Annotated in this window: 19 protein-coding genes; 16 read left to right on the top strand and 3 right to left on the bottom strand. The window is 54.7% G+C overall.

Features of this window, described 5'->3' with window-relative positions; translation table 11 throughout:
• Window positions 1–2: 2 nt before the first annotated feature.
• The 8 genes from rsmH to murD all read left to right on the top strand — a co-directional run bounded on the left by rsmH (window position 3) and on the right by murD (window position 9,686).
• A complete protein-coding gene (gene rsmH, locus BLP79_RS09725; RefSeq protein WP_090218514.1) occupies window positions 3–989 on the top strand; it encodes a 16S rRNA (cytosine(1402)-N(4))-methyltransferase RsmH in 987 nt (328 codons plus the stop codon).
• Window positions 986–1,333 carry a cell division protein FtsL gene (gene ftsL, locus BLP79_RS09720; protein ID WP_090218512.1) on the top strand — a complete coding sequence of 116 codons (348 nt, stop codon included), beginning with the start codon at window positions 986–988 and terminating at the stop codon, window positions 1,331–1,333. The genes rsmH and ftsL overlap by 4 nt, the downstream gene beginning before the upstream one ends.
• Entirely contained in the window at window positions 1,330–3,114 is a 1,785-nt protein-coding gene (locus tag BLP79_RS09715; RefSeq protein ID WP_090218510.1) for a peptidoglycan D,D-transpeptidase FtsI family protein, read from the top strand. Before ftsL ends, BLP79_RS09715 begins: the two co-directional genes overlap by 4 nt.
• 28 nt (window positions 3,115–3,142) lie before the next feature.
• Entirely contained in the window at window positions 3,143–4,621 is a 1,479-nt protein-coding gene (locus BLP79_RS09710; protein ID WP_090218508.1) for a UDP-N-acetylmuramoyl-L-alanyl-D-glutamate--2,6-diaminopimelate ligase, read from the top strand.
• Window positions 4,618–6,024: a UDP-N-acetylmuramoyl-tripeptide--D-alanyl-D-alanine ligase gene (locus BLP79_RS09705; protein ID WP_090218506.1), complete on the top strand. Its 1,407-nt coding sequence runs from the start codon at window positions 4,618–4,620 to the stop codon at window positions 6,022–6,024. Before BLP79_RS09710 ends, BLP79_RS09705 begins: the two co-directional genes overlap by 4 nt.
• A gap of 15 nt (window positions 6,025–6,039) precedes the next feature.
• Window positions 6,040–7,122, top strand: coding sequence for a phospho-N-acetylmuramoyl-pentapeptide-transferase (gene mraY / locus BLP79_RS09700; protein ID WP_090218505.1), 1,083 nt, complete (start codon window positions 6,040–6,042; stop codon window positions 7,120–7,122).
• A gap of 182 nt (window positions 7,123–7,304) precedes the next feature.
• Complete coding sequence (locus BLP79_RS09695; protein WP_090218503.1) at window positions 7,305–8,195, top strand: hypothetical protein; 891 nt, start codon at window positions 7,305–7,307, stop codon at window positions 8,193–8,195.
• Window positions 8,196–8,276: 81 nt separating this feature from the next.
• Entirely contained in the window at window positions 8,277–9,686 is a 1,410-nt protein-coding gene (murD, locus tag BLP79_RS09690) for a UDP-N-acetylmuramoyl-L-alanine--D-glutamate ligase (RefSeq protein WP_090218501.1), read from the top strand.
• 20 nt (window positions 9,687–9,706) lie between these two features.
• On the opposite strand, the gene BLP79_RS09685 is transcribed toward murD, so the two are convergent.
• From BLP79_RS09685 to BLP79_RS09675, 3 genes are all read right to left on the bottom strand, one after another.
• Window positions 9,707–10,135, bottom strand: a complete 429-nt coding sequence (locus BLP79_RS09685; protein ID WP_090218499.1) for a MarR family winged helix-turn-helix transcriptional regulator — start codon at window positions 10,133–10,135, stop codon at window positions 9,707–9,709.
• Window positions 10,136–10,142: 7 nt separating this feature from the next.
• Entirely contained in the window at window positions 10,143–10,436 is a 294-nt protein-coding gene (locus BLP79_RS09680; RefSeq protein ID WP_090218498.1) for a putative quinol monooxygenase, read from the bottom strand.
• A gap of 68 nt (window positions 10,437–10,504) precedes the next feature.
• Window positions 10,505–11,686 (bottom strand): BaiN/RdsA family NAD(P)/FAD-dependent oxidoreductase, encoded by a 1,182-nt coding sequence (locus BLP79_RS09675; protein ID WP_090218496.1) that lies wholly within the window; start codon window positions 11,684–11,686, stop codon window positions 10,505–10,507.
• Between the two features lie 130 nt (window positions 11,687–11,816).
• Here BLP79_RS09675 and ftsW point away from each other — a divergent pair, with 130 nt between their 5' ends.
• The 8 genes from ftsW to ftsA all read left to right on the top strand — a co-directional run bounded on the left by ftsW (window position 11,817) and on the right by ftsA (window position 20,246).
• On the top strand, window positions 11,817–12,986 hold the full coding sequence (gene ftsW / locus BLP79_RS09670) for a putative lipid II flippase FtsW (RefSeq protein WP_090218494.1): 1,170 nt from the start codon (window positions 11,817–11,819) through the stop codon (window positions 12,984–12,986).
• 52 nt (window positions 12,987–13,038) lie between these two features.
• Complete coding sequence (locus BLP79_RS09665) at window positions 13,039–14,136, top strand: UDP-N-acetylglucosamine--N-acetylmuramyl-(pentapeptide) pyrophosphoryl-undecaprenol N-acetylglucosamine transferase (protein WP_090218492.1); 1,098 nt, start codon at window positions 13,039–13,041, stop codon at window positions 14,134–14,136.
• Complete coding sequence (gene murC / locus BLP79_RS09660; RefSeq protein WP_090218491.1) at window positions 14,133–15,530, top strand: UDP-N-acetylmuramate--L-alanine ligase; 1,398 nt, start codon at window positions 14,133–14,135, stop codon at window positions 15,528–15,530. Before BLP79_RS09665 ends, murC begins: the two co-directional genes overlap by 4 nt.
• Before the next feature lie 30 nt (window positions 15,531–15,560).
• Window positions 15,561–15,809, top strand: a complete 249-nt coding sequence (locus BLP79_RS09655; RefSeq protein WP_090218489.1) for a DUF2484 family protein — start codon at window positions 15,561–15,563, stop codon at window positions 15,807–15,809.
• A gap of 88 nt (window positions 15,810–15,897) precedes the next feature.
• Window positions 15,898–16,830, top strand: coding sequence for a UDP-N-acetylmuramate dehydrogenase (murB, locus tag BLP79_RS09650; protein WP_090218487.1), 933 nt, complete (start codon window positions 15,898–15,900; stop codon window positions 16,828–16,830).
• Window positions 16,831–17,139: 309 nt separating this feature from the next.
• Window positions 17,140–18,030, top strand: coding sequence for a D-alanine--D-alanine ligase (locus BLP79_RS09645; protein WP_090218763.1), 891 nt, complete (start codon window positions 17,140–17,142; stop codon window positions 18,028–18,030).
• Window positions 18,018–18,908: a cell division protein FtsQ/DivIB gene (locus BLP79_RS09640; protein WP_090218486.1), complete on the top strand. Its 891-nt coding sequence runs from the start codon at window positions 18,018–18,020 to the stop codon at window positions 18,906–18,908. Before BLP79_RS09645 ends, BLP79_RS09640 begins: the two co-directional genes overlap by 13 nt.
• Before the next feature lie 3 nt (window positions 18,909–18,911).
• A complete protein-coding gene (gene ftsA, locus BLP79_RS09635) occupies window positions 18,912–20,246 on the top strand; it encodes a cell division protein FtsA (RefSeq protein WP_090218485.1) in 1,335 nt (444 codons plus the stop codon).
• The last annotated feature ends 211 nt before the right edge of the window (window positions 20,247–20,457 follow it).

Genomic DNA, 20,457 nt, shown 5'->3' with positions numbered 1-20,457 from the left:
TCATGACCACAACTGGTGCAGAAGCGCCCCATATTCCAGTTCTCTTGCGTCCGCTGTTAAAGGCGGTCTCTCCCGTGGCCGGTCATTGGTTGGATGGCACATTTGGGGCAGGGGGATATACACGCGGTTTGCTGGAAGCTGGTGCTGCGCAGGTGGTGGGTGTGGATCGTGACCCTCTTGCATTTGAACTCGCCGCTCCTTGGGTGGGAGAATACGGGGAGCGTCTGATCCTGCAGGCGGGTGTGTTCTCGCGCATGGATGAATACGCCAGTGACTTGGACGGTGTTGTGCTGGATCTTGGTGTGTCCTCGATGCAGCTTGACCTGGCAGAGCGTGGCTTTTCTTTCATGAAAGAAGGCCCTTTGGATATGCGAATGTCGCAATCCGGGCCATCAGCCGCAGATCTTGTTGCAACACTTGATGAGGTTCAGCTTGCAGATATTCTTTTCACTTTCGGAGAAGAACGCGCAAGCCGCCGTATCGCAAAGGCAATTGTGAAGGCGCGCACCGAAGAACCAATCACCACAACGCTCCGGCTTGCGCAGATTATCGAAGGTTGTCTGCCCCGCTCCAAACCGGGTCAATCTCATCCTGCGACGCGCAGTTTTCAAGCGCTCCGTATCGCTGTGAATGCGGAATACGAAGAGCTGTTTGAGGGGCTTTTGGCCGCTGAGCGGGCACTGAAGCCTGGTGGTCTGTTGGCGGTTGTGACGTTCCACTCCATCGAAGACCGTATGGTCAAGCGGTTCTTTCAGCATCGTGCCAATAAAACGGGCCGTGCCAATCGCTATGCCCCTGAGATCGAAGAGGTTCCTTCGCAATTTGATCTTGTGACGCGCAAGGCCGTTGGTCCTGACGATCAGGAATTGGCAGAAAACCCCAGATCCAGATCCGCGCGCTTGCGTGTCGGTCGTAGAACGGATGCAGATCCCAGACCGATCACGCCCAAAGAGCTTGGAATGCCCCAGCTGAAAGAGATGCGCTCATGAAAACGCTGCTCTATATCGCAACAGCTCTGTCTGTTCTTGGATTAGCGTTTTGGGCATATCAAGAGAATTACGCAACACAGCAAGCCCTTAAAGAAACACGGAAACTGCAACGTGATATCGGCCATGCGCGGGCGCGGCTGAATGTTCTGCGGGCCGAATGGGCTTATCTCAATCGCCCTGACCGGCTGCGTGAACTGGCAGAGCTGAACTATGATCGCCTTGGGCTTTTGCCCCTGCGCCCTGATCAATTTGGCCGCGTGGATGAGGTTGCTTACCCGCAGGCCGATTTGATTATCGACAATGGTGTGGACGTGTCCAACCTGAATGCCGGGAGGCAACCATGATCCGCACACCGCTGCGTCCTTTGGCCCGTATCCTTGCCGCGCGTGACAGAGGGCAAAACCCAGATGCGATCGAGCAGGAGAACCTGGCGCAACGCCATGCGGAGATGGCCTCCAAATCCCGCCAACAAGCCGAAGGTCGGTTGCTTGTATTGGGGGGATTCTTTGTCTGCGCTTTCCTGACGATTGGCGCGCGCATGGGGGTGATGGCGACATCTGAACCCCATGAACCCCTTGCTTATACGGCGGGTGCGGGTATCGCGATGCAGCGCGCGGATATCGTTGATCGCGAAGGCCGCATTCTGGCGACCAATTTTGAAACCCATTCTCTTTATGCGCAACCACCACAGATGGTGGACCCGCATGCCGCTGCAGATCAATTGGTCACAATCTTCCCCGATCTGGATCGCGAGCGGCTGATTAAAGATTTCACAGGGAAGCGCAAATTCCTGTGGATCAAGAAGAAAATCAGCCCGGAACAGAAGCAGGCTGTGCATGACATCGGTGATCCCGGCCTGATGTTCGGCCCGCGTGAAATGCGCCTTTATCCCAATGGCAGCGTTGCCTCACACGTGCTCGGAGGGGCCGGGTTTGGCAAAGAAGGCGTGAGCGCCGCTGAGGTAATTGGCGTTGCCGGGATTGAAAAACAGTTTGATGAATATTTGCGGGATCCAGCCAATGGAAACGCACCGCTTGAACTCTCTCTTGATCTGACAGTTCAGGCCGCCGCCGAACAGATCCTTGATGGCGGTATGAAATTGATGAACGCCAAAGGGGCCACCTCTATCTTGATGGATGTCCACACCGGCGAAGTTATCTCAGTTGTGTCCTTGCCGGATTTTGATCCAAATGATCGCCCTCCGCCGCCAACCAGCGGGTTTGACCCTTCGGTTAGCCCACTGTTTAACCGCGCGGTTCAGGGGGTCTATGAACTCGGGTCAACCTTCAAAATCTTTACAGCGGCACAGGCTGTCGACATGGGCTTGGTGAATGAAAACACCGTGATCGATACCCGCGGACCGCTGCGCTGGGGACGCTTTGCGATCCGTGATTTTCGCAACTACGGCAATGAAATGTCAGTCACAAAGATCATCGTGAAATCCTCTAACATCGGCACAGCGCGTCTGGCGCAGCAGATCGGTGTGGAAAGCCAGCGGGAATTTCTGGACGATCTCGGTATGTTGACACCAACCCCGTTTGAAATTGTCGAAGCCAAAGGCGGTAAGCCGCTTTTACCCACCAACTGGTCAGAACTTTCCGCGATGACAATTTCTTATGGCCACGGAATTTCAACGACCGCTATGCATTTGGCCGCAGGCTATGCGGCAATTGCCAATGGTGGCCGCTATGTCAGCCCCACCATTCTAAAGCAAGATGGGCCCAAATATGGGCAACGCGTCATGTCCGAACGCGCCGCCGAAGCAGGCCGCCGCATGTTGCGCAAGGTTGTAACTGAAGGAACAGCCTCTTTTGCCGAAGTCGATGGCTATCAGGTTGGTGGTAAAACGGGCACTGCCGATAAGCCAAAGCCCCAAGGGGGCTATTATGATGATAAGGTCATTGCGACCTTTGCATCGATCTTCCCCTCCCATGATCCTAAATATGCGCTCATAGTCACGTTGGACGAGCCATCGATTTTCTCGCATGGCGAAGAGCGCCGCACCGCAGGCTGGACCGCCGTGCCGGTTGCCTCAGAAATGGTGCGTAGGCTTGCCCCGCTGTTGGGCGTACGTCCACAAGTTGATCCTGAGCAGGTGACTGCTATAACCCTGACCTCAAACTAACCGGCGAGTATAACGCCACGGGGGACATATGACTGAAGAACGCCAGCAAGCGCTCAGCCAATTGGGGTTGACGGCGCGTGGAGGCGAGGATCCTGTGATCTTTGGCCTTGCGGTTGATAGTCGCGAGGTGCGCGATGGATATCTCTTTGCAGCACTTCCCGGTAGCAAGGTTCACGGGGCGGCCTTTGTCAAAACGGCAATCGAACAAGGTGCCGTCGCTATTTTGACAGACGCTGAAGGCGCCCAGCAGATCGAAGAAGATGCAGGCAAAGTCGCGCTTGTGGTGACAGAAGATCCGCGTCAGGCGTTATCATATGCCGCAGCGCTTTGGTTTGGCGCACAGCCTCCTTGTATGGTCGCTGTAACGGGAACAAACGGCAAAACCTCTGTCGCCAGTTTTGTCCGCCAGATCTGGACCGAGCTGGGCCATGAAGCGGTGAATTTAGGAACAACAGGTGTTGAAGGTGCGTGGACGCACCCACTGGCCCATACCACGCCAGAACCCATTACCCTGCATCGCGCCTTGGCGATGGCGGCTCAGGCTGGGGTGACCCATGCCGCGATGGAAGCATCCTCGCATGGGCTTGATCAGCGCCGTCTGGATGGGGTTCAGCTGGCAGCGGCAGGGTTCACCAACTTCACCCAGGACCATCTGGATTATCATCATAGTTTCGAGGCTTATTTTGCGGCCAAAGCGGGACTTTTTCGCCGTGTCCTTCCTGATGAAGGTGTAGCGGTGATCAATATGGACAGTGAACGCGGTGCAGAAATGCGCGCGGTTGCGGCTGCACGGGGGCAGGAGGTTCTCTCGGTTGGGCGCGGCTCTGGAGATCTCAGCCTGACTGGAGCCCGCTTTGATGCCACGGGGCAGGATTTGCGGTTCACTTGGCATGACAGACCCTTCATGGCGCGCTTAAATCTGATTGGAGGCTTTCAGGCGGAAAACGTGCTCATCGCCTGTGGCCTGGTGATTGCCAGCGGCGAAGACCCTGAGCGGGTTTTTGAAACATTGCCGCATCTCACAACTGTACGCGGACGTATGGAGCTGGCAGCAACACGTGAAAATGGCGCGACGGTCTTTGTGGACTATGCGCATACACCAGATGCGGTTGCCACCGCCGTGAAAGCGTTGCGCCCTCATGTGCTGGGGCGTTTGATCGCAATTGTTGGCGCAGGCGGTGATCGTGATGCGGGCAAGCGTTCGTTGATGGGCGAAGCTGCGCAAAAAGCGGCTGATGTCGTCATCGTGACAGATGATAACCCACGCAGCGAAGACCCGGATGTGATCCGTGCGGCTGTTATGTCAGGGGCGCCAGATGCGCAAAACATCGCAGACCGTGCCGAGGCAATTTTGCGGGGTGTGGACCAATTGATGCCAGGGGACGCTTTGATCATCTGTGGCAAAGGTCATGAAACCGGGCAAATCATCGGAGACCAGATCCTTCCCTTTGATGATACCGAACAGGCAAGCATCGCGGTTGCAGCACTTGATGGGAAATTGACATGACACTTTGGACTTCGGACGAGGCCGTCGCCGCAACGGGCGGACAGGCCACGGTTGATTGGCAGGTTGATGGTATCTCTATCGATACGCGCACGATCCTTCCTGGTGATCTGTTTGTCGCGCTTAAGGCTGCGCGGGATGGACATGATTTTGTTGCCCAAGCGCTGGAAAAAGGTGCAGGCGCGGCGCTTGTGACGCATGTTCCCGAAGGGGTTGCAACAAACGCACCGCTTTTGATCGTTGATGACGTTCAAAATGCGTTAGAGGCTTTGGGCAAGGCTGCACGGGCGCGAACAGGGGCCAAAGTTGTCGCCGTTACAGGATCTGTTGGAAAAACCTCCACCAAAGAAATGCTTGCCCGTATGCTGTCTGATCAGGGCCGTACACATGCGGCTGTTGCCAGCTATAACAATCACTGGGGCGTTCCGCTCACTTTGGCGCGGATGCCTGCAGAGACTGAATTTGCAGTCATTGAAATTGGCATGAACCATCCCGGAGAGATTTCACCGCTTGCCTGTCAGGCGCAGCCGGACGTGGCGATGATCACCACGGTTGCGGGCGTGCATCTGGAAGCGTTTGCAGACGGCATCCAAGGGATTGCCCGAGAGAAAGCTGCAATTTTTGACGGCCTTAAGGCGGGCGGCACCGCTGTCTTGAATGCAGATGTCGAAACATCTGCTATCTTGCGTGCCGCAGCTGAACAGTCTGAGGCGTCCAGTACCCTGTGTTTTGGTGAGGCCGCATCAGAGTGCCAGATCAAAAGTATCAAGATCCAAGGAGAAGAGACCGTTGCAGATATCTTGCTCTTTGATCAATCACACCAGCTGCATATCCAATCGCTAGGCGCGCATTTTGCAATGAACGCTTTGGGTGCCTTGGCCTGTGTTCAGGCCGTGGGCGGAGACGTGGCACAAGCGGTGAAAAGTCTGGCCCTGTGGTCCCCTGTCAAAGGGCGCGGTGCGCGGTTTGAGGTGGCTTTGCCTGAAGGCAAGATCGTTGTCTTGGATGACAGCTATAATGCAAACCCGACTTCTGTCTCTGCGGCGCTCTCTGTTCTGGCAGCGACCCCGTGCACGGGGCGTCGAATTGCCTTTCTGGGCGACATGGGAGAATTAGGGGCGCAGGAAAACGCGTTGCATCAGGGGCTCGCCGCTCATCCAGACCTCGACAAGATTGACCAGATCCACTGCATCGGCCCGTTGATGAAGGTTTTGTTTGAATGTCTGCCTCTGACCACACGCGGGACGTGGCATGAAACCAGCGCCACCGCTGCCGATCGCATCTCAGACTATGTTCAACCGGGCGATATTGTGCTGATCAAAGGATCTTTTTATATGCAAATGGCGCGCCTTGTTGACGGCCTGCGCGAAATGGGTCAGTTCAGCGCCACACAAACCCCCGAATAATAGGACCACTCTTTTATGTTGTATTGGTTGACAGCCCTGTCTGATGGCGGAGACTTTTTTAACTTGTTCCGCTACATCACCTTTCGGGCGGGTGGTGCGTTTCTGACGGCCTTGGTGTTTGGCTTTGTGTTTGGCAAACCCTTGATCAATGTGCTGCGCAAAAAACAGGGCAAAGGCCAGCCCATCCGCGATGATGGTCCTGAGGGGCATTTCTCGAAGGCGGGCACACCCACGATGGGTGGTCTGCTGATCGTTGGCGCACTGACCTTTAGCACCTTGCTTTGGGCGCGATGGGATAACCCTTTCGTCTGGTTGGTTCTTTTTGTCACGCTCAGCTTTGCTGCCATCGGGTTTGCCGATGATTTTGCCAAAGTATCAAAGCAAAACACGGCCGGTGTTTCCGGTAAGGTTCGCCTTGCGCTGGGGGTCCTGATCGCAGTGATCGCCGCCTTTTGGGCCAGTGCTTACCACCCTGACGCGCTGCAAAATCAGTTGGCACTGCCAGTCTTTAAGGACACGTTGATCAATCTTGGCCTGTTCTATGTGCCGTTTGTGGTCTGTGTGATCGTCGGCTCCGCCAATGCGGTAAACCTGACAGATGGGCTGGATGGTTTGGCGATTATGCCTGCGATGATTGCGGGCACCACATTGGGTGTGATTGCCTATGTGGTTGGGCGCGCTGACTTTACCCAATATCTCGATGTGCATTACGTTCAGGGCACCGGAGAGATCTTTATTTTCACTATGGCACTCCTTGGCGCTGGGCTGGGCTTTCTGTGGTATAATGCGCCACCGGCTGCTGTGTTCATGGGTGATACCGGTTCTTTGGCGCTGGGCGGCGCGTTGGGGGCAATTGCGGTCTCCACCAAGCACGAGCTGGTTCTGGCAATTGTGGGTGGTCTCTTTGTGTTTGAGGCGCTCTCGGTCATCGTGCAGGTGCTTTATTTTAAACGCACCGGAAAGCGCGTCTTCCTGATGGCGCCGATCCATCACCACTATGAGAAAAAGGGCTGGGCAGAGCCGACAATTGTGATCCGCTTCTGGATCATCGCACTGATCCTTGCCATGATCGGTCTTGCGACACTCAAGGTGCGCTGAGGCCTCAAATCAGGGGGTGACATCCGTACACCCCCTATGCACCCCCTTGTGCACCGGCGATGCAGCGTCTGGCTGCCCAAGCGGCAGATGCTACCTTTCCATTCCCGAATGATCCGCTAAGCTGCGCCTTGGTTGATTTTAGCACGCACCCCAACCGGAACGCGTGCAATGGATGATTTGAAATGGAAGTTGTTAAAGATATTTTTGATGCATTTTCCGAACGGCTCCGCAGCCCGTTTCTGGGGTCAATTCTGCTGGCCTTTGCCTTTTGGAATTGGCAGGTCCTGTGGTTTATGCTGTTCGCTGATGTGCCGGTTGCAGATCGGATTGCCTATTTTGATGCACATACGGATGGATGGCAGTTATACCTTTATCCGATACTGAGTGGGGTCGCTTTTGCGGTGTTCATGCCATGGCTGCGCTATGCGGGGGCCGAGATTGCAAAACATCCCAACGCGCGGCTAAAGCAGTTGCAGTCTGATGAGGCGCGGGAACGGCGAATTGCGCATATTCAGGCCTCGATTGCCGAAGAAGAAGCCAAGTCTGACCTGAAGGTTGCACAGTTTAAAATGGCGCTGGCTGAGGAAGAGGCGAGGATTGCATTTGATGCGGCGGTGGCGGAGACCAAGGCGCATCGGGAGCAGGAGTTGATCGAGGATAAGAAGCGTTTGGACGAAGCGCGGGAAGTCGGAGTAGAGGAAGAGCTGCAAGAGACGCGCAAAAAAGCAGAGAATCTTAAAGATGAGGCTGCCGATAAAGATCTCGCCATTCAGGCAGAAAAAATAGGTGAGTTACCGTTTGCAGTTCTAATGCTTCGTTTAGCGGCAGACACCGATGATGGGGAGCTCACCCATAAAAATGGTTCCTTAATTATTACTCAAAACCATACATACCGTAAAGAGCTTGTTGCGAGTGATTTTCGCCAAAAAACCGATTTGCAAGAGGCTTTTAATCAGTTGGCTGCAATGAGTCTTTTCCTAAAGCTTAAAAATGGTACTTATAGAATCACTAAAAGGGGCTTTGATGTTTTAGATTACATTTCTGCGAACACAGAAGACCTTGAAAACGCCTAATTCCAAATAACCCACCCCGCTTGCAATTCCGCGCGACCTCAGTACAGGTTGTGCCAACCATAGAATTTCGGAGGGCAGGCGATGATCCCGGTCAGTGGATATAGTGGCGCGAAAGTGGCGGTTCTGGGCCTTGGGCGATCCGGGCTTGTGACAGCGCGGGCGTTGCGCGCTGGCGGGGCTGAGGCGGTGTGCTGGGATGATAATCCAGCGGCGCGTGAGGTGGCTGAAGGCGAGGGATTTACCTGTCGTGATCTAACACGCGGTGGCGCTTTTGATGATATTGCCACGCTGATTGTCTCTCCGGGTATTCCGCATCTCTATCCCACCATAAACCCCGTTGTTCAGGCAGCCCTTACGGCAGGGGTGCCTGTTGACAATGATATTGGCCTGTTCTTCCGCTCCGTTGCGACGCGGGAGTGGGACAATTTTGAACAGATGCCCCGTGTTGTGGCGGTCACTGGATCAAACGGGAAATCAACCACGGTCGCGCTTTTGCATCACATCTTGTGTGAAGCCGGGCGCGAAAGCCAGCTGGCGGGCAATATCGGACGTGGTGTTCTGGATATCGATCCGCCCAGCGATGGCGGCATCGTCGTGTTGGAGTTGTCGAGCTATCAGACCGAACTGGCCCGCGCGTTGACGCCGGATGTGGCTGTGTTCACGAATCTCTCGCCGGATCATCTGGATCGTCACGCTGGTATGGGCGGATATTTCGCCGCCAAACGCCGCTTGTTTGCTGAAGGCGGCCCGGATCGGGCCATCATCGGCATTGATGAAGACGAAGGCGCGTTTCTTGCTGGGCAATTGTCAGAAGGGCCAAGCGATGATCGGGTGATCCGCGTTTCCGCAACCCGCAAATTGTCTGGCCCCGGTTGGCAGGTCTTTGCCAAAAAAGGATTCTTGAGCGAGTTTCGCAAAGGCCGTCAGGTTGCGGCACTTGATCTGCGCAGTATTCCGGGCTTGCCCGGAACCCATAACCACCAGAATGCCTGTGCGGCTTATGCTGCTGCACGGACGCTGGGGCTGGCGCCGCGGCAAATCGAGGATTCTCTGGCAACCTATCCCGGATTGCCCCACCGCAGCCAACTGATTGGCGAAACAGGTGGCGTGCGCTTTGTGAATGACAGCAAGGCCACCAATCTGGACAGCGCCATCAAAGCGCTGAGCGCCTTTCCCAAAATCCGCTGGATCTGCGGCGGCTTGGAAAAAGAGGGTGGGCTGGCTGCGCTTCAGGGGCAGACCGGGACGGTCGCTAAGGCTTATGTGATTGGTCGGGAGGCTGCGAATTTTGCAATGCAGCTGGATGTTGAGGCTGAGGTCTGCACAACGATGGAGGTTGCGGTGGCACGCGCTGTCGCGGATGCAGACCCCGGCGATACGGTCCTGCTGGCCCCAGCTGCTGCAAGTTTTGATCAATATGACAATTTTGAACAGCGTGGTGATGCGTTTATTGCTGAGGTCAGGCGGCATCTGAGCTCGGAAAACCCATAAACGCATGATGCTTTAACCGTTCAAAGCTCTTCAACAAGAAGCGCGTAGTAGTCCGGCAATACCGCTGTGAGCTTGGCGCGGCCTTGATCCGTCAGAAAGACGGATTTTGACCGCCCGTCTTTTTTGTTGGCGGTGATGCGAATGAGTGCATCTCGCTCCATGGTCTGTAAGGTTCGGCTGAGCACTGGTTTTGAAACATCCAGACGGTCCAGAATATCTTGCGGTGTAAGCGCGCTGTGTTCATCGGGTTCGCGATCTATGACAATCAGGATCAGGAACCGCAGCTGTGAGAGGTTATGGCTCGCAAAATAAGCCTCTAATTTGCGGATCAACAGGCTTGCCCGGCGCATCATGTGGAGTGTTTCGCTGATGCGCGCAGGATCAGAGCTATAGTTCCGAGTATAGTTGCGAACCATTTCTTCGGTCGGGAGTTCTTTGAGGAAGAACATTCAATATTTACCCCAAGGCCGTCATTTTGTGGATCTCTACAGGTTTGGCGAGCCAGTTTTCGTATTTTGCGAAGATGGGAGCGATGTAATCAGATGCGTAATGCGCCGCCAGTGCTGCATCATTTTCCCATTCTTCGCTCAAATAAAAACAAGCTTCCTCACGTCCTTCGAGCAGGTCAAACTTCAAACACCCCGGCTCTGCACGCGTTTGGGCGAGGATCGACAATATGCTTTGGCGAACATCTTGAAGATGCTCCGGTTTGGGGGTGATTTTTGCAAAAAGGTGAAAGGAGGGCGTCATCGGTTAACCTCATTAAGTTATCATGATAACTAAAATGGTACGCGAAATGTCTTCTGTCAATGCTACTTTTAAGATTTGGCTGAAATCGCGACGCCTGCCGCATGGCCTGATGCCCAGGCCCATTGGAAATTATACCCGCCAAGCCACCCCGTCACATCCACGGCCTCACCGATCGCGTAAAGGCCGGGCTTGGTTTTTGCTTCCATCGTCTTTGATGAAAGCGCGTTTGTGTCAATTCCGCCAAGCGTGACTTCGGCGGTGCGATAGCCTTCGGTTCCTGAGGGTTTTAATCGCCAGTCTCGCAGGTTCGCACAAAGGGTTTGCAACGCGTCGTCTGATTGATCAGCCAACCGCTGCGTCAGCGGTAGGGTCTGGCCCAGAAACTCTACCAGACGGCTTGGCAAAAGATGGGCGAGTTCAGTGTTTAACTGCCGTCGCCCTTCGGTCTGGCGCTGTTTGCGCAGGGTGTTGAACAGTTGATTTTCTGGATCCAGGTTGACCGAGATATCCTCCCCTTCGCGCCAATAAGACGACAGTTGTAACACTGCCGGCCCAGAAAGCCCGCGGTGGGTGAACAAAAGCGCCTCATCAAAACTGGCTCTGGCATTTGACAGGCGACTGGGTAGGGCTGTGCCCGCAAGCGGTTTGAAACGCTCCTGATCAAAGGTAAAGGGAACAAGGCCAGCGCGTGTTGGTAAAAGGGGCAGGTCAAATTGCTGCGCAATGTCATAAGACAGACCGGTCGCGCCCATCTTGGGGATTGATTTTCCGCCCGTGGCAAGGACAAGATTGGCACATGTGAGTTTGCGCAAAGTCCCTTCCTGCATCACCTCTAGGCTAAATCCGGTGTCGTGTGTGTCTACCTTTGCAACTGCGCTGTTCAACCAAAGTTCAGCACCGGCAGATTTCAGCTCTGCAACCAGCATCGCGACAATCTGCTTGGCAGATCCATCGCAAAACAGCTGCCCCAATGTCTTTTCATGCCAAGCGATGCCATGTTTGCTGATCAGCTCTATAAAATCCCACTGCGTGTAACGCGCCAATGCGGATTTGCAGAAATGGGGATTTGCCGACAGATAATTCTCGGGAGTGACATCCAGATTGGTGAAATTGCAGCGCCCACCGCCTGAAATGCGTATCTTTTCACCGGGGTTTTTGGCGTGATCCAAAACCAAAGTGCCCGCGCCCGCGTAAGCGGCACACATCATACCGGCGGCACCGGCCCCTAAAATGATCGTCTGATAGAACATAAACCTGCCATGCGGTCATTTCCTGCAAATGGCAAGAGGATAGAGGCTGGTCTGATTGATCAAATACGGCTACAGTTTGTTTCAAGACCCCAAAAGGGGCGAGATTGAGGCATAAAACAGCGGTATTTCCATGACTGAAATGGTCTATGGCACGGTCCCCGTGCAAACTGGCGAACCTATTCTGCCCAAATGGTGGCGCACGCTAGACAAGTGGACGATGTCCTGCATTCTCCTGTTGTTTGTGATCGGTTTACTGCTGGGGCTGGCTGCCTCTGTACCTTTGGCGTCGCGCAACGGGTTTGACAATTTCCATTATGTGCAGCGACAGGGGGCCTTTGGATTTATGGCGCTTCTGGCGATGGTGCTGACCTCTATGATGACACCAACTCTGGTGCGCAGATTGGCTGTGATTGGTTTTATTTGTTCCTTTGTAGCACTTGCGCTTTTACCGGTTCTGGGGACCGATTTTGGCAAAGGGGCAGTGCGCTGGTATTCCCTTGGATTTGCCTCGGTGCAGCCGTCTGAATTTTTGAAGCCCGGTTTTATTGTTGTGGCGGCTTGGCTGATTGCGGCCAGTCAGCAGATCAATGGCCCGCCGGGCACGCTGTGGTCTTTTGCGCTGTGCCTGACGGTTGTTGGCTTTTTGGTGATGCAGCCGGATTTTGGCCAATCTTGCCTGATCCTGTTTGGCTGGGGCGTTATGTATTTTGTCGCTGGTGCGCCGATGCTATTACTGGTGGCGATGGCTGGCACGGTGATTGTTGGAGGGGTTGTGGCCTATTCCGCGTCAGAACACTTTGCCCGCCGCATTGATGGCTTCCTGAGCCCGGATATCGATCCAACAACCCAGATGGGGTATGCCACAAATGCGATCCGTGAAGGCGGTCTGTTTGGCGTCGGTGTTGGCGAGGGGCAGGTGAAATGGTCGCTGCCGGATGCGCATACGGATTTCATTATCGCAGTCGCAGCCGAGGAATACGGTCTTGTTCTGGTTGTAATTTTGATTGGTCTTTATGCGTCGATCGTGGTGCGGTCCCTGTTTCGCCTGATGAAAGAGCGTGATCCCTTTATCCGCCTTGCGGGCACTGGCCTTGTCTGCATGTTTGGTGTGCAGGCCATGATCAATATGGGTGTTGCCGTGCGTCTGTTGCCTGCAAAAGGCATGACACTGCCGTTTGTAAGCTACGGCGGATCTTCGCTGATTGCAGGGGGTATTGCAGTTGGCATGCTTTTGGCCTTTACACGGACCCGTCCACAAGGCGAAATTGCAGACTTCCTACGGGGGCGTGGGCGAGGTTGAGTGGGTTGGCACCATCTTTTTGATGTGCTGGGTGTAAACGGGTTTAGGATTGATGGATCAAAAATTGCTGTTGATGGCAGCCGGGGGTACCGGCGGTCATATGTTTCCGGCGCAGGCGCTTGCCGAAGCAATGCTGACACGCGGATGGCGGGTAAAGCTGTCAACAGATGCGCGCGGCGCGCGCTACACGGGTGGGTTCCCCAAAGGGGTTGAAATCATCGAAGCTTCTTCGGCGACATTTGCCCGTGGTGGTCTTTTGGCAAAAGCGATGGTTGGCCCAAAGATCGCTGCAGGTGTGGCAAGCATGGCGCTGGCGATGCGCAAGGATCGCCCCGATGCTGTGATCGGATTTGGGGGCTACCCTTCGATCCCGGCCTTGGCCGCCGCGAAACTGCTTAGACTTCCGCGTATGATCCACGAACAAAACGGCGTTCTGGGGCGGGTTAACCAGCTTTTTGCCAAACATGTAGATGGGATTGCCTGTGGCACTTGGCCCACGAATGTGCCAGAAGGTGTGCCTTCGGCTCATCTAGGTAATCCGGTGCGCGCAGCAGTGTTGGAGCGTGCAGGGGCTGCCTATATCCCGCCCGGTGATTATCCCATGTCTGTTCTGGTGATGGGCGGCAGTCAGGGCGCGCGGATCTTATCAGATATTGTGCCGCCAGCCTTTGCTGCCTTGCCGATGGAGGTGATTGGCCGCTTGCGCATTTTCCATCAGGCGCGCGAAGAAGACATCGAACGCGTGAACCAGTTTTACGCAGAACATGGTGTGCACGCTGAGGTGCAGCCGTTTTTTCACGATGTGCCTAACCTGCTGTCTGAATGTCAGCTGGTGATTTCACGCTCTGGCGCGTCCTCTGTGGCGGATATTTCGGTGATCGGGCGTCCCTCGATCCTGATCCCGTTTGCCGCAGCAACCGGAGACCACCAAACCGCCAACGCGCGCGGGCTGGTGGATGCGGGGGCTGCCGTTCTGATCCCCGAAAGCAAGCTGGAAACCACCGTGCTGCATGAGCAGATCAGTGCAATATTGAACAATCCCAAAGCCGCCATCCAGATGTCGGCTGCGGCTCTTGGCACCAGTATTCCAGACGCGACAGAGCGTCTGGTGGCTGAAGTCGAGGGCCTTTCCGAGAAAGACAAAGCATGACCCCTGCAACCAAACTTCCCGGCGACGTCGGCCCCATTCATTTCGTTGGTATCGGCGGCATTGGCATGTCTGGCATTGCCGAAGTGCTTTTGAACCTTGGTTATGTGGTGCAGGGATCGGATCTGAAAACCTCTAAAATCACCCAGCGCCTTGAACGATTGGGGGCGCAGATTTTTGAAGGTCAGCGTGCTGAAAATCTGGCTGAGGCTGCGGTGGTTGTGATCTCCTCCGCGATCAAACCGGGCAATCCTGAACTGGATGAAGCGCGCTTGCGCGGCCTGCCTGTGGTGCGCCGTGCTGAAATGCTGGCCGAGCTGATGCGTCTAAAGTCCAACATCGCCATTGCAGGCACACATGGCAAAACCACCACAACCACCATGATGGCTGAATTGATGGTGCATGGGGACTTTGATCCTACTGTTGTCAACGGTGGTATCATCCATGCTTATGGTTCGAATGCGCGGATGGGGCAGGGCGAATGGATGGTCGTCGAAGCAGATGAAAGCGACGGCACTTTTAACCGCTTGCCAGCGACTATTGCGATTGTCACCAATATCGATCCCGAACATATGGAGCACTGGGGCGATTTTGATACCCTGCGCAATGGGTTCTACGAATTCGTCTCTAATATCCCTTTCTATGGTGTTGCGGTTTGTTGCACAGACCATGCTGAGGTACAGGCGCTGGTGGGGCGTATTTCAGACCGTCGCGTCGTAACCTATGGCTTTAACGCACAGGCCGATGTGCGCGCTGTGAACTTGCACTACAAAGCAGGTATTGCTCATTTCGATATACACCTTCAGGCCGAAGATCAGGTGATCGAAGGCTGCAGCCTGCCGATGCCAGGGGATCACAACGTTTCAAACGCTTTGTCTGCCGTGGCTGTGGCGCGGCATCTGGGAATGCGCAGCAGTGAAATTCGCGAAGCATTGGCCAAGTTCGGTGGGGTGAACCGCCGCTTTACCAAGGTTGGTGAAGTGGACGGCGTTACGATTATCGATGACTATGGTCACCATCCTGTGGAAATTGCAGCGGTCCTAAAGGCTGCCCGTCAAGCTTGCGAAGGCCGTGTGATCGCAGTGCACCAGCCGCATCGCTATTCTCGCCTGTCTTCCTTGTTTGATGATTTCTGTGCCTGTTTCAACGAAGCAGATGTGGTGGCCATCGCCGAAGTTTTTGCCGCGGGAGAAACCCCGATTGAAGGGGCCGCGCGGGATGATCTGGTTGCAGGGTTGATCCGCCATGGACACCGCCATGCCCGTGCCATTCTGGATTCCGATGATCTGGCGCGTCTGGTGCGCGAACAGGCCCGTCCCGGGGATATGGTTGTTTGCCTTGGGGCAGGTACCATCAGTGCCTGGGCCAATGCGCTGCCAGAGCAGCTGAAGCAATAAAAACTGCAATTCAAAAGGCAGAATAAAATCATGACGATATCTTTGATTTTGTTCTGCCTTTGGCTGTTAATCGCAGGTTTTTATGGCGCCTATCCCAGTCGCAGCAATCATTGGCGTGGTGCTTATGTCCTGATCGCTTTGGGGCTGCCTCTTTTGGCCTATGTTTTCTATGAAAACGGCCTGTTGAGCGGCAGTCTGGCCAGCGCCGCCGCGGCCAGCGTATTGCGTTGGCCACTTGTATATCTGTACCGCTGGCTGCGAAAAAAGATGCGGTTTTAACAGGTGGGAACTCTGCGCAAATTTGCCCATTGTTTCACCTGATGATTCCACGATAGACCCGCTCCATTCTGATACTGTGGGGGGACTTATGATCGACGTCCAGAACATGCGGGGCAAGCTGACCAAAGATCGTTCTTTGGCTGATTTGACGTGGCTTCGTGTCGGTGGGCCTGCGGATTACCTGTATCAGCCTGCAGATTTGGAAGATCTGTCCCAATTTCTGTCTCAGCTTCCCGCAGAAATTTCAGTATTTCCCATGGGCGTTGGATCGAATCTGATTGTACGCGATGGCGGGTTGCGTGCGGTTGTGATCCGTTTGGGGCGTGGGTTTAATCAGATTGCCATCGAAGGTGACGAGATTGTTGTGGGAGCTGCAGCGCTTGATGCACATGTTGCGCGAAAATCCGCTGATGCCGGCATAGACCTGACCTTCCTGCGCACGATCCCCGGAAGCATTGGCGGCGCGGTGCGTATGAATGCGGGCTGCTATGGGCATTACATTGCAGATGTCTTTCAGTCCGCAACTCTTGTCACACGTCAGGGTGAGATCCGCGAGATTGGGGCTGAAGAATTGGCGTTTCAGTATCGCCAAACCGCTTTCCCAGAGGGCGCTGTTTTGGTCGCGGCACGTTTGAAAGGGCCCGAAGGGGATCCTGAGGCGCTGCACGCGCGTATGGCAGCGCAGTTGAAAAAACGAGACGAAACCCAGCCAACAAAAGACCGCAGTGCAGGGTCGACGTTTCGCAATCCCGCTGGCTTTTCCTCGACCGGAAAAGCCAATGATGTGCATGATTTAAAGGCTTGGAAAGTGATTGATGATGCAGGTCAGCGTGGGGCGCGTCTGGGCGGCGCACAGATGAGCGAGATGCATTCAAATTTTCTGATCAACACTGGCGGTGCAACTGCTGCAGATCTTGAAGGTTTGGGAGAGCAGGTGCGAAATGCTGTTTACCAGAATTCAGGTGTTAAACTGCAGTGGGAAATCATGCGTGTAGGTGAGATTTTGGAAAAAAGGTATTAAATATAGGGTTTTAGGTGGGTAATTATTTGGCAACGGTTCCAAAGTTTCCGAAAAAGAATCTTTGATCGTGAAGTGATATTGGTTAATTTTTCGCGTAAAATATTAATCTATTGATAACGGTTTATGGCGTAAATCTTTTGGTAACCGCAGGGATGCGGCTCCAGAGATTATACTTGCCTGACTGACTAGAAAACAGAGGGCAAACCTCTGGTAACGATGTCCTCAACATGAGGATAGTGAGCAGGGGCGCATAGCCCAAGAGAGATCGAGGCAATACAGGTGGGTGGAGCGAGCAAAACACTCCCAAAAGTGGCAGTGCTTCTTGGTGGACAATCAGCTGAACGTGACGTGTCGCTTTCCAGTGGGGCGGAGTGCGCAGCTGCGTTGCGTGATGCAGGGTATGACGTGGTCGAAGTTGACGTCGGGCCAGAGCTTGCTCAGGATCTTCAGCGTATTCAGCCCGACGTTGTTTTTAACGCCCTGCATGGTCGCTGGGGGGAAGATGGCTGTGTTCAGGGCATTCTGGAATGGCTGCAAATCCCCTATACCCACTCTGGCGTTCTGGCGTCCGCCCTTGCGATGGACAAACAGCGGTCCAAAGATGTGTTTCAGTCTGCTGGTCTTCCTGTTGTGCAAAGTGGCTTGTTTGCAAAACAAGAGGTGAGCGCGCGTCACATGATGCCGCCCCCATATGTTGTGAAGCCAAACAACGAAGGCTCCAGTGTGGGCATCTACATCGTGCACGAAGATGCCAATACGCCGCCGCAATTGGATGAGACGATGCCGGATCTTGTCATGGTAGAGCAATTTGCACCGGGTCGCGAATTGACCACAACCGTTGTCGGGGATCGTGCCCTTACCGTGACGGATATCCTGACGGATGGGTGGTATGATTATGATGCAAAATACAAACCCGGCGGTTCACGCCATGTGGTTCCGGCGGATGTGCCACAAGAGATTTTCGATCTTTGCCTCGATTATGCACTAAAGGCACACAGGGTGCTGGGATGTCGTGGTGTCAGCCGTACTGATTTTCGGTGGGATGAAAGCAAAGGGGCAGAGGGGCTGATCCTGTTGGAAACAAATACCCAGCCGGGTATGACGCCCACGTCACTGGCACCCGAGCAGGCGCAGCACATGGGCTATAGTTTTGCTGCCTTATGCGCATGGATGGTGGAGGACGCCTCATGCGCACGTTGATCGCGGGTCTGCGTCGCAAGACGCCGGAGAAGGCTGATCCTGCCCCTTCACGCCTGAAATACCGCATCCAGCGCTGGATGTTGACGCCCGGCATTCGCACCGGATTGAAATTTGGGGTGCCCTTGGCAGTGATTGCGGTTGCGGTTGGTGGATATCTTGCCGATCAAGAGCGACGGGATGACCTACTGGAACGGTATGCTGAATTGCGCCGCTCGATCGAGCAACGCCCGGAATTCATGGTCAATGTCATGGCCATTGATGGCGCCGTGGCCGAGGTCGGCGATGATATTCGCGAAGTCATGGCGCTTGATTTCCCGATCAGCTCGTTTGATTTGGATCTGGAACAGCTGCGCACGCATATTATCGAGCTTGATCCCGTGAAAACTGCTGAGGTGCGTATTCGCCCGGGCGGTATTTTGCAGGTCGATGTGGTGGAGCGTAAACCTGCGGCGGTCTGGCGCTCGGATCAGGGTCTCGCACTGATTGACGAGACCGGTGCGCATGTGGCCGAACTGGGACAGCGCAGCCTGCATCCGACATTGCCGTTGCTGGCAGGGGCGGGCGCAGATCAACAGGTTGAAGAAGCGCTTGAACTCCTGTCTGCCGCACGTCCGCTTGGTTTGCGTTTGCGTGGTTTGGTGCGCATCGGTGAGCGTCGTTGGGATGTGGTTCTGGACCGAGATCAGCGCATTCAACTGCCGCCCGAAAATCCGGTGCAGGCCTTGGAGCGGGTGATTGCGGTCAATCAGGTGCAGGATTTGTTGGAGCGGGACGTCGCTGTGGTGGATATGCGCCTTGCTGCACGTCCCACTGTGCGCATGGCTAAGGATGCCGTCGAAAACTGGTGGCGGATCAGAGAATTAAATGGGGGCGGGTAAGACATGGTAGATCTCTATCAGTCTCAACGGGCAATGCGGCAGATGCGGCGCCAGGCGATGCAGCGCGGTGTCGTTGCGGTTCTGGATGTAGGCAGCTCAAAAATCGCATGTCTGATTCTGCGGTTTGATGGGGCAAGTGTCCTGAGCGAAGACAATTCAATCGGGGCCTTGGCAGGACAATCTGGGTTTCGGGTGATTGGGGCCGCAACGACCCGGTCACGTGGTGTGCAATTTGGTGAAATCTGCGCCATGCAAGAGACCGAGCGGGCGATCCGCACGGCAGTGCAAAGCGCGCAGAAAATGGCAGCTGTGCGTGTGGACCACGTGATTGCGTGTTTTTCAGGTGCAGCACCTCGGTCTTATGGCCTGAACGCCTGCGTGGAACTGGAAGGCCAGCAGGTCACAGAGAACGAAGTTGCCCGTGTTATGGCCGCCTGCGAGATCCCTGATTATGGTGGAAGCCGCGAAGTGCTGCACGCGCAACCCATCAATTTTGCACTCGACAATCGTTCGGGCTTAAGCGATCCCCGTGGTCAGCTGGGGCAGACTTTAGAGGTTGATATGCATATGCTGACGGTCGATGCGTCGATTGTTCAGAATCTGGTGCATTGTATCAAACGTTGTGACCTTGAACTCGCTGGTATCGCGTCCTCGGCTTATGCCTCGGGGTTTTCTGCGCTTGTGGAAGATGAACAAGAACTGGGCTCGGCCTGTATTGATATGGGTGGTGGCAGCACATCGATCTCGATATTTGTGAAAAAACATATGATCTATGCTGACAGCGTGCGCATGGGTGGAGATCATATTACCAGTGATATCTCTATGGGGTTGAGCGTCCCAACTGCCAATGCCGAGCGTATAAAAACCATGTGCGGCGGTGTGCAGGCTACGGGGGCAGATGACCGCGATATGATCGATGTTGGCGGCGATACTGGCGATTGGGAACATGATCGCCGCACCGTCAGCCGGGCTGAATTGATCGGCATTATGCGCCCACGTGTTGAAGAGATCCTTGAAGAAGTCCGTGCCCGATTGGATGCGGCCGGGTTTGATCATCTGCCCAGCCAACAGATTGTTCTCACCGGTGGCTCCAGCCAGATCATGGGGCTTGATGGATTGGCGACTCGCATTCTTGGCCAGCAAGTCCGTCTTGGCCGTCCGTTGCGGGTGCATGGGTTGCCACAGTCCGCGACGGGTCCCGGATTCGCCTCCTCGGTGGGGTTGTGTTTGCTGGCAGCTCATCCACAAGATGAGTGGTGGGACTTTGAAATGCCTGTGGATCGTCAAGCCAGCGGTAGTTTTCGCCGTGCGGTGCGCTGGTTTAAGGACAATTGGTAATTGCGACGTGACAAGCTTGAACGGGGCCGTTAATAATTCGGCAACAACCGCAGAATGCGGATATTGAGCGGATCGAGCAGGTCGCCGGAAACTGAAAGAACGAGCTGAGATTCTTACCAATGGTAAGGGTCCAAATCGCTTCGTTTGTGTTTCTTCGTCTGCAATCCGCAAGATATACCCTGAATAGGCGAAATACCGCATTTATAGCTGA

It is taken from the genome of Epibacterium ulvae, assembly GCF_900102795.1.
Lineage (GTDB): Bacteria > Pseudomonadota > Alphaproteobacteria > Rhodobacterales > Rhodobacteraceae > Epibacterium > Epibacterium ulvae.
The sequence above is the reverse complement of the archived record's forward strand: the minus strand, read 5'-3'. Positions and strand labels throughout refer to the sequence as shown.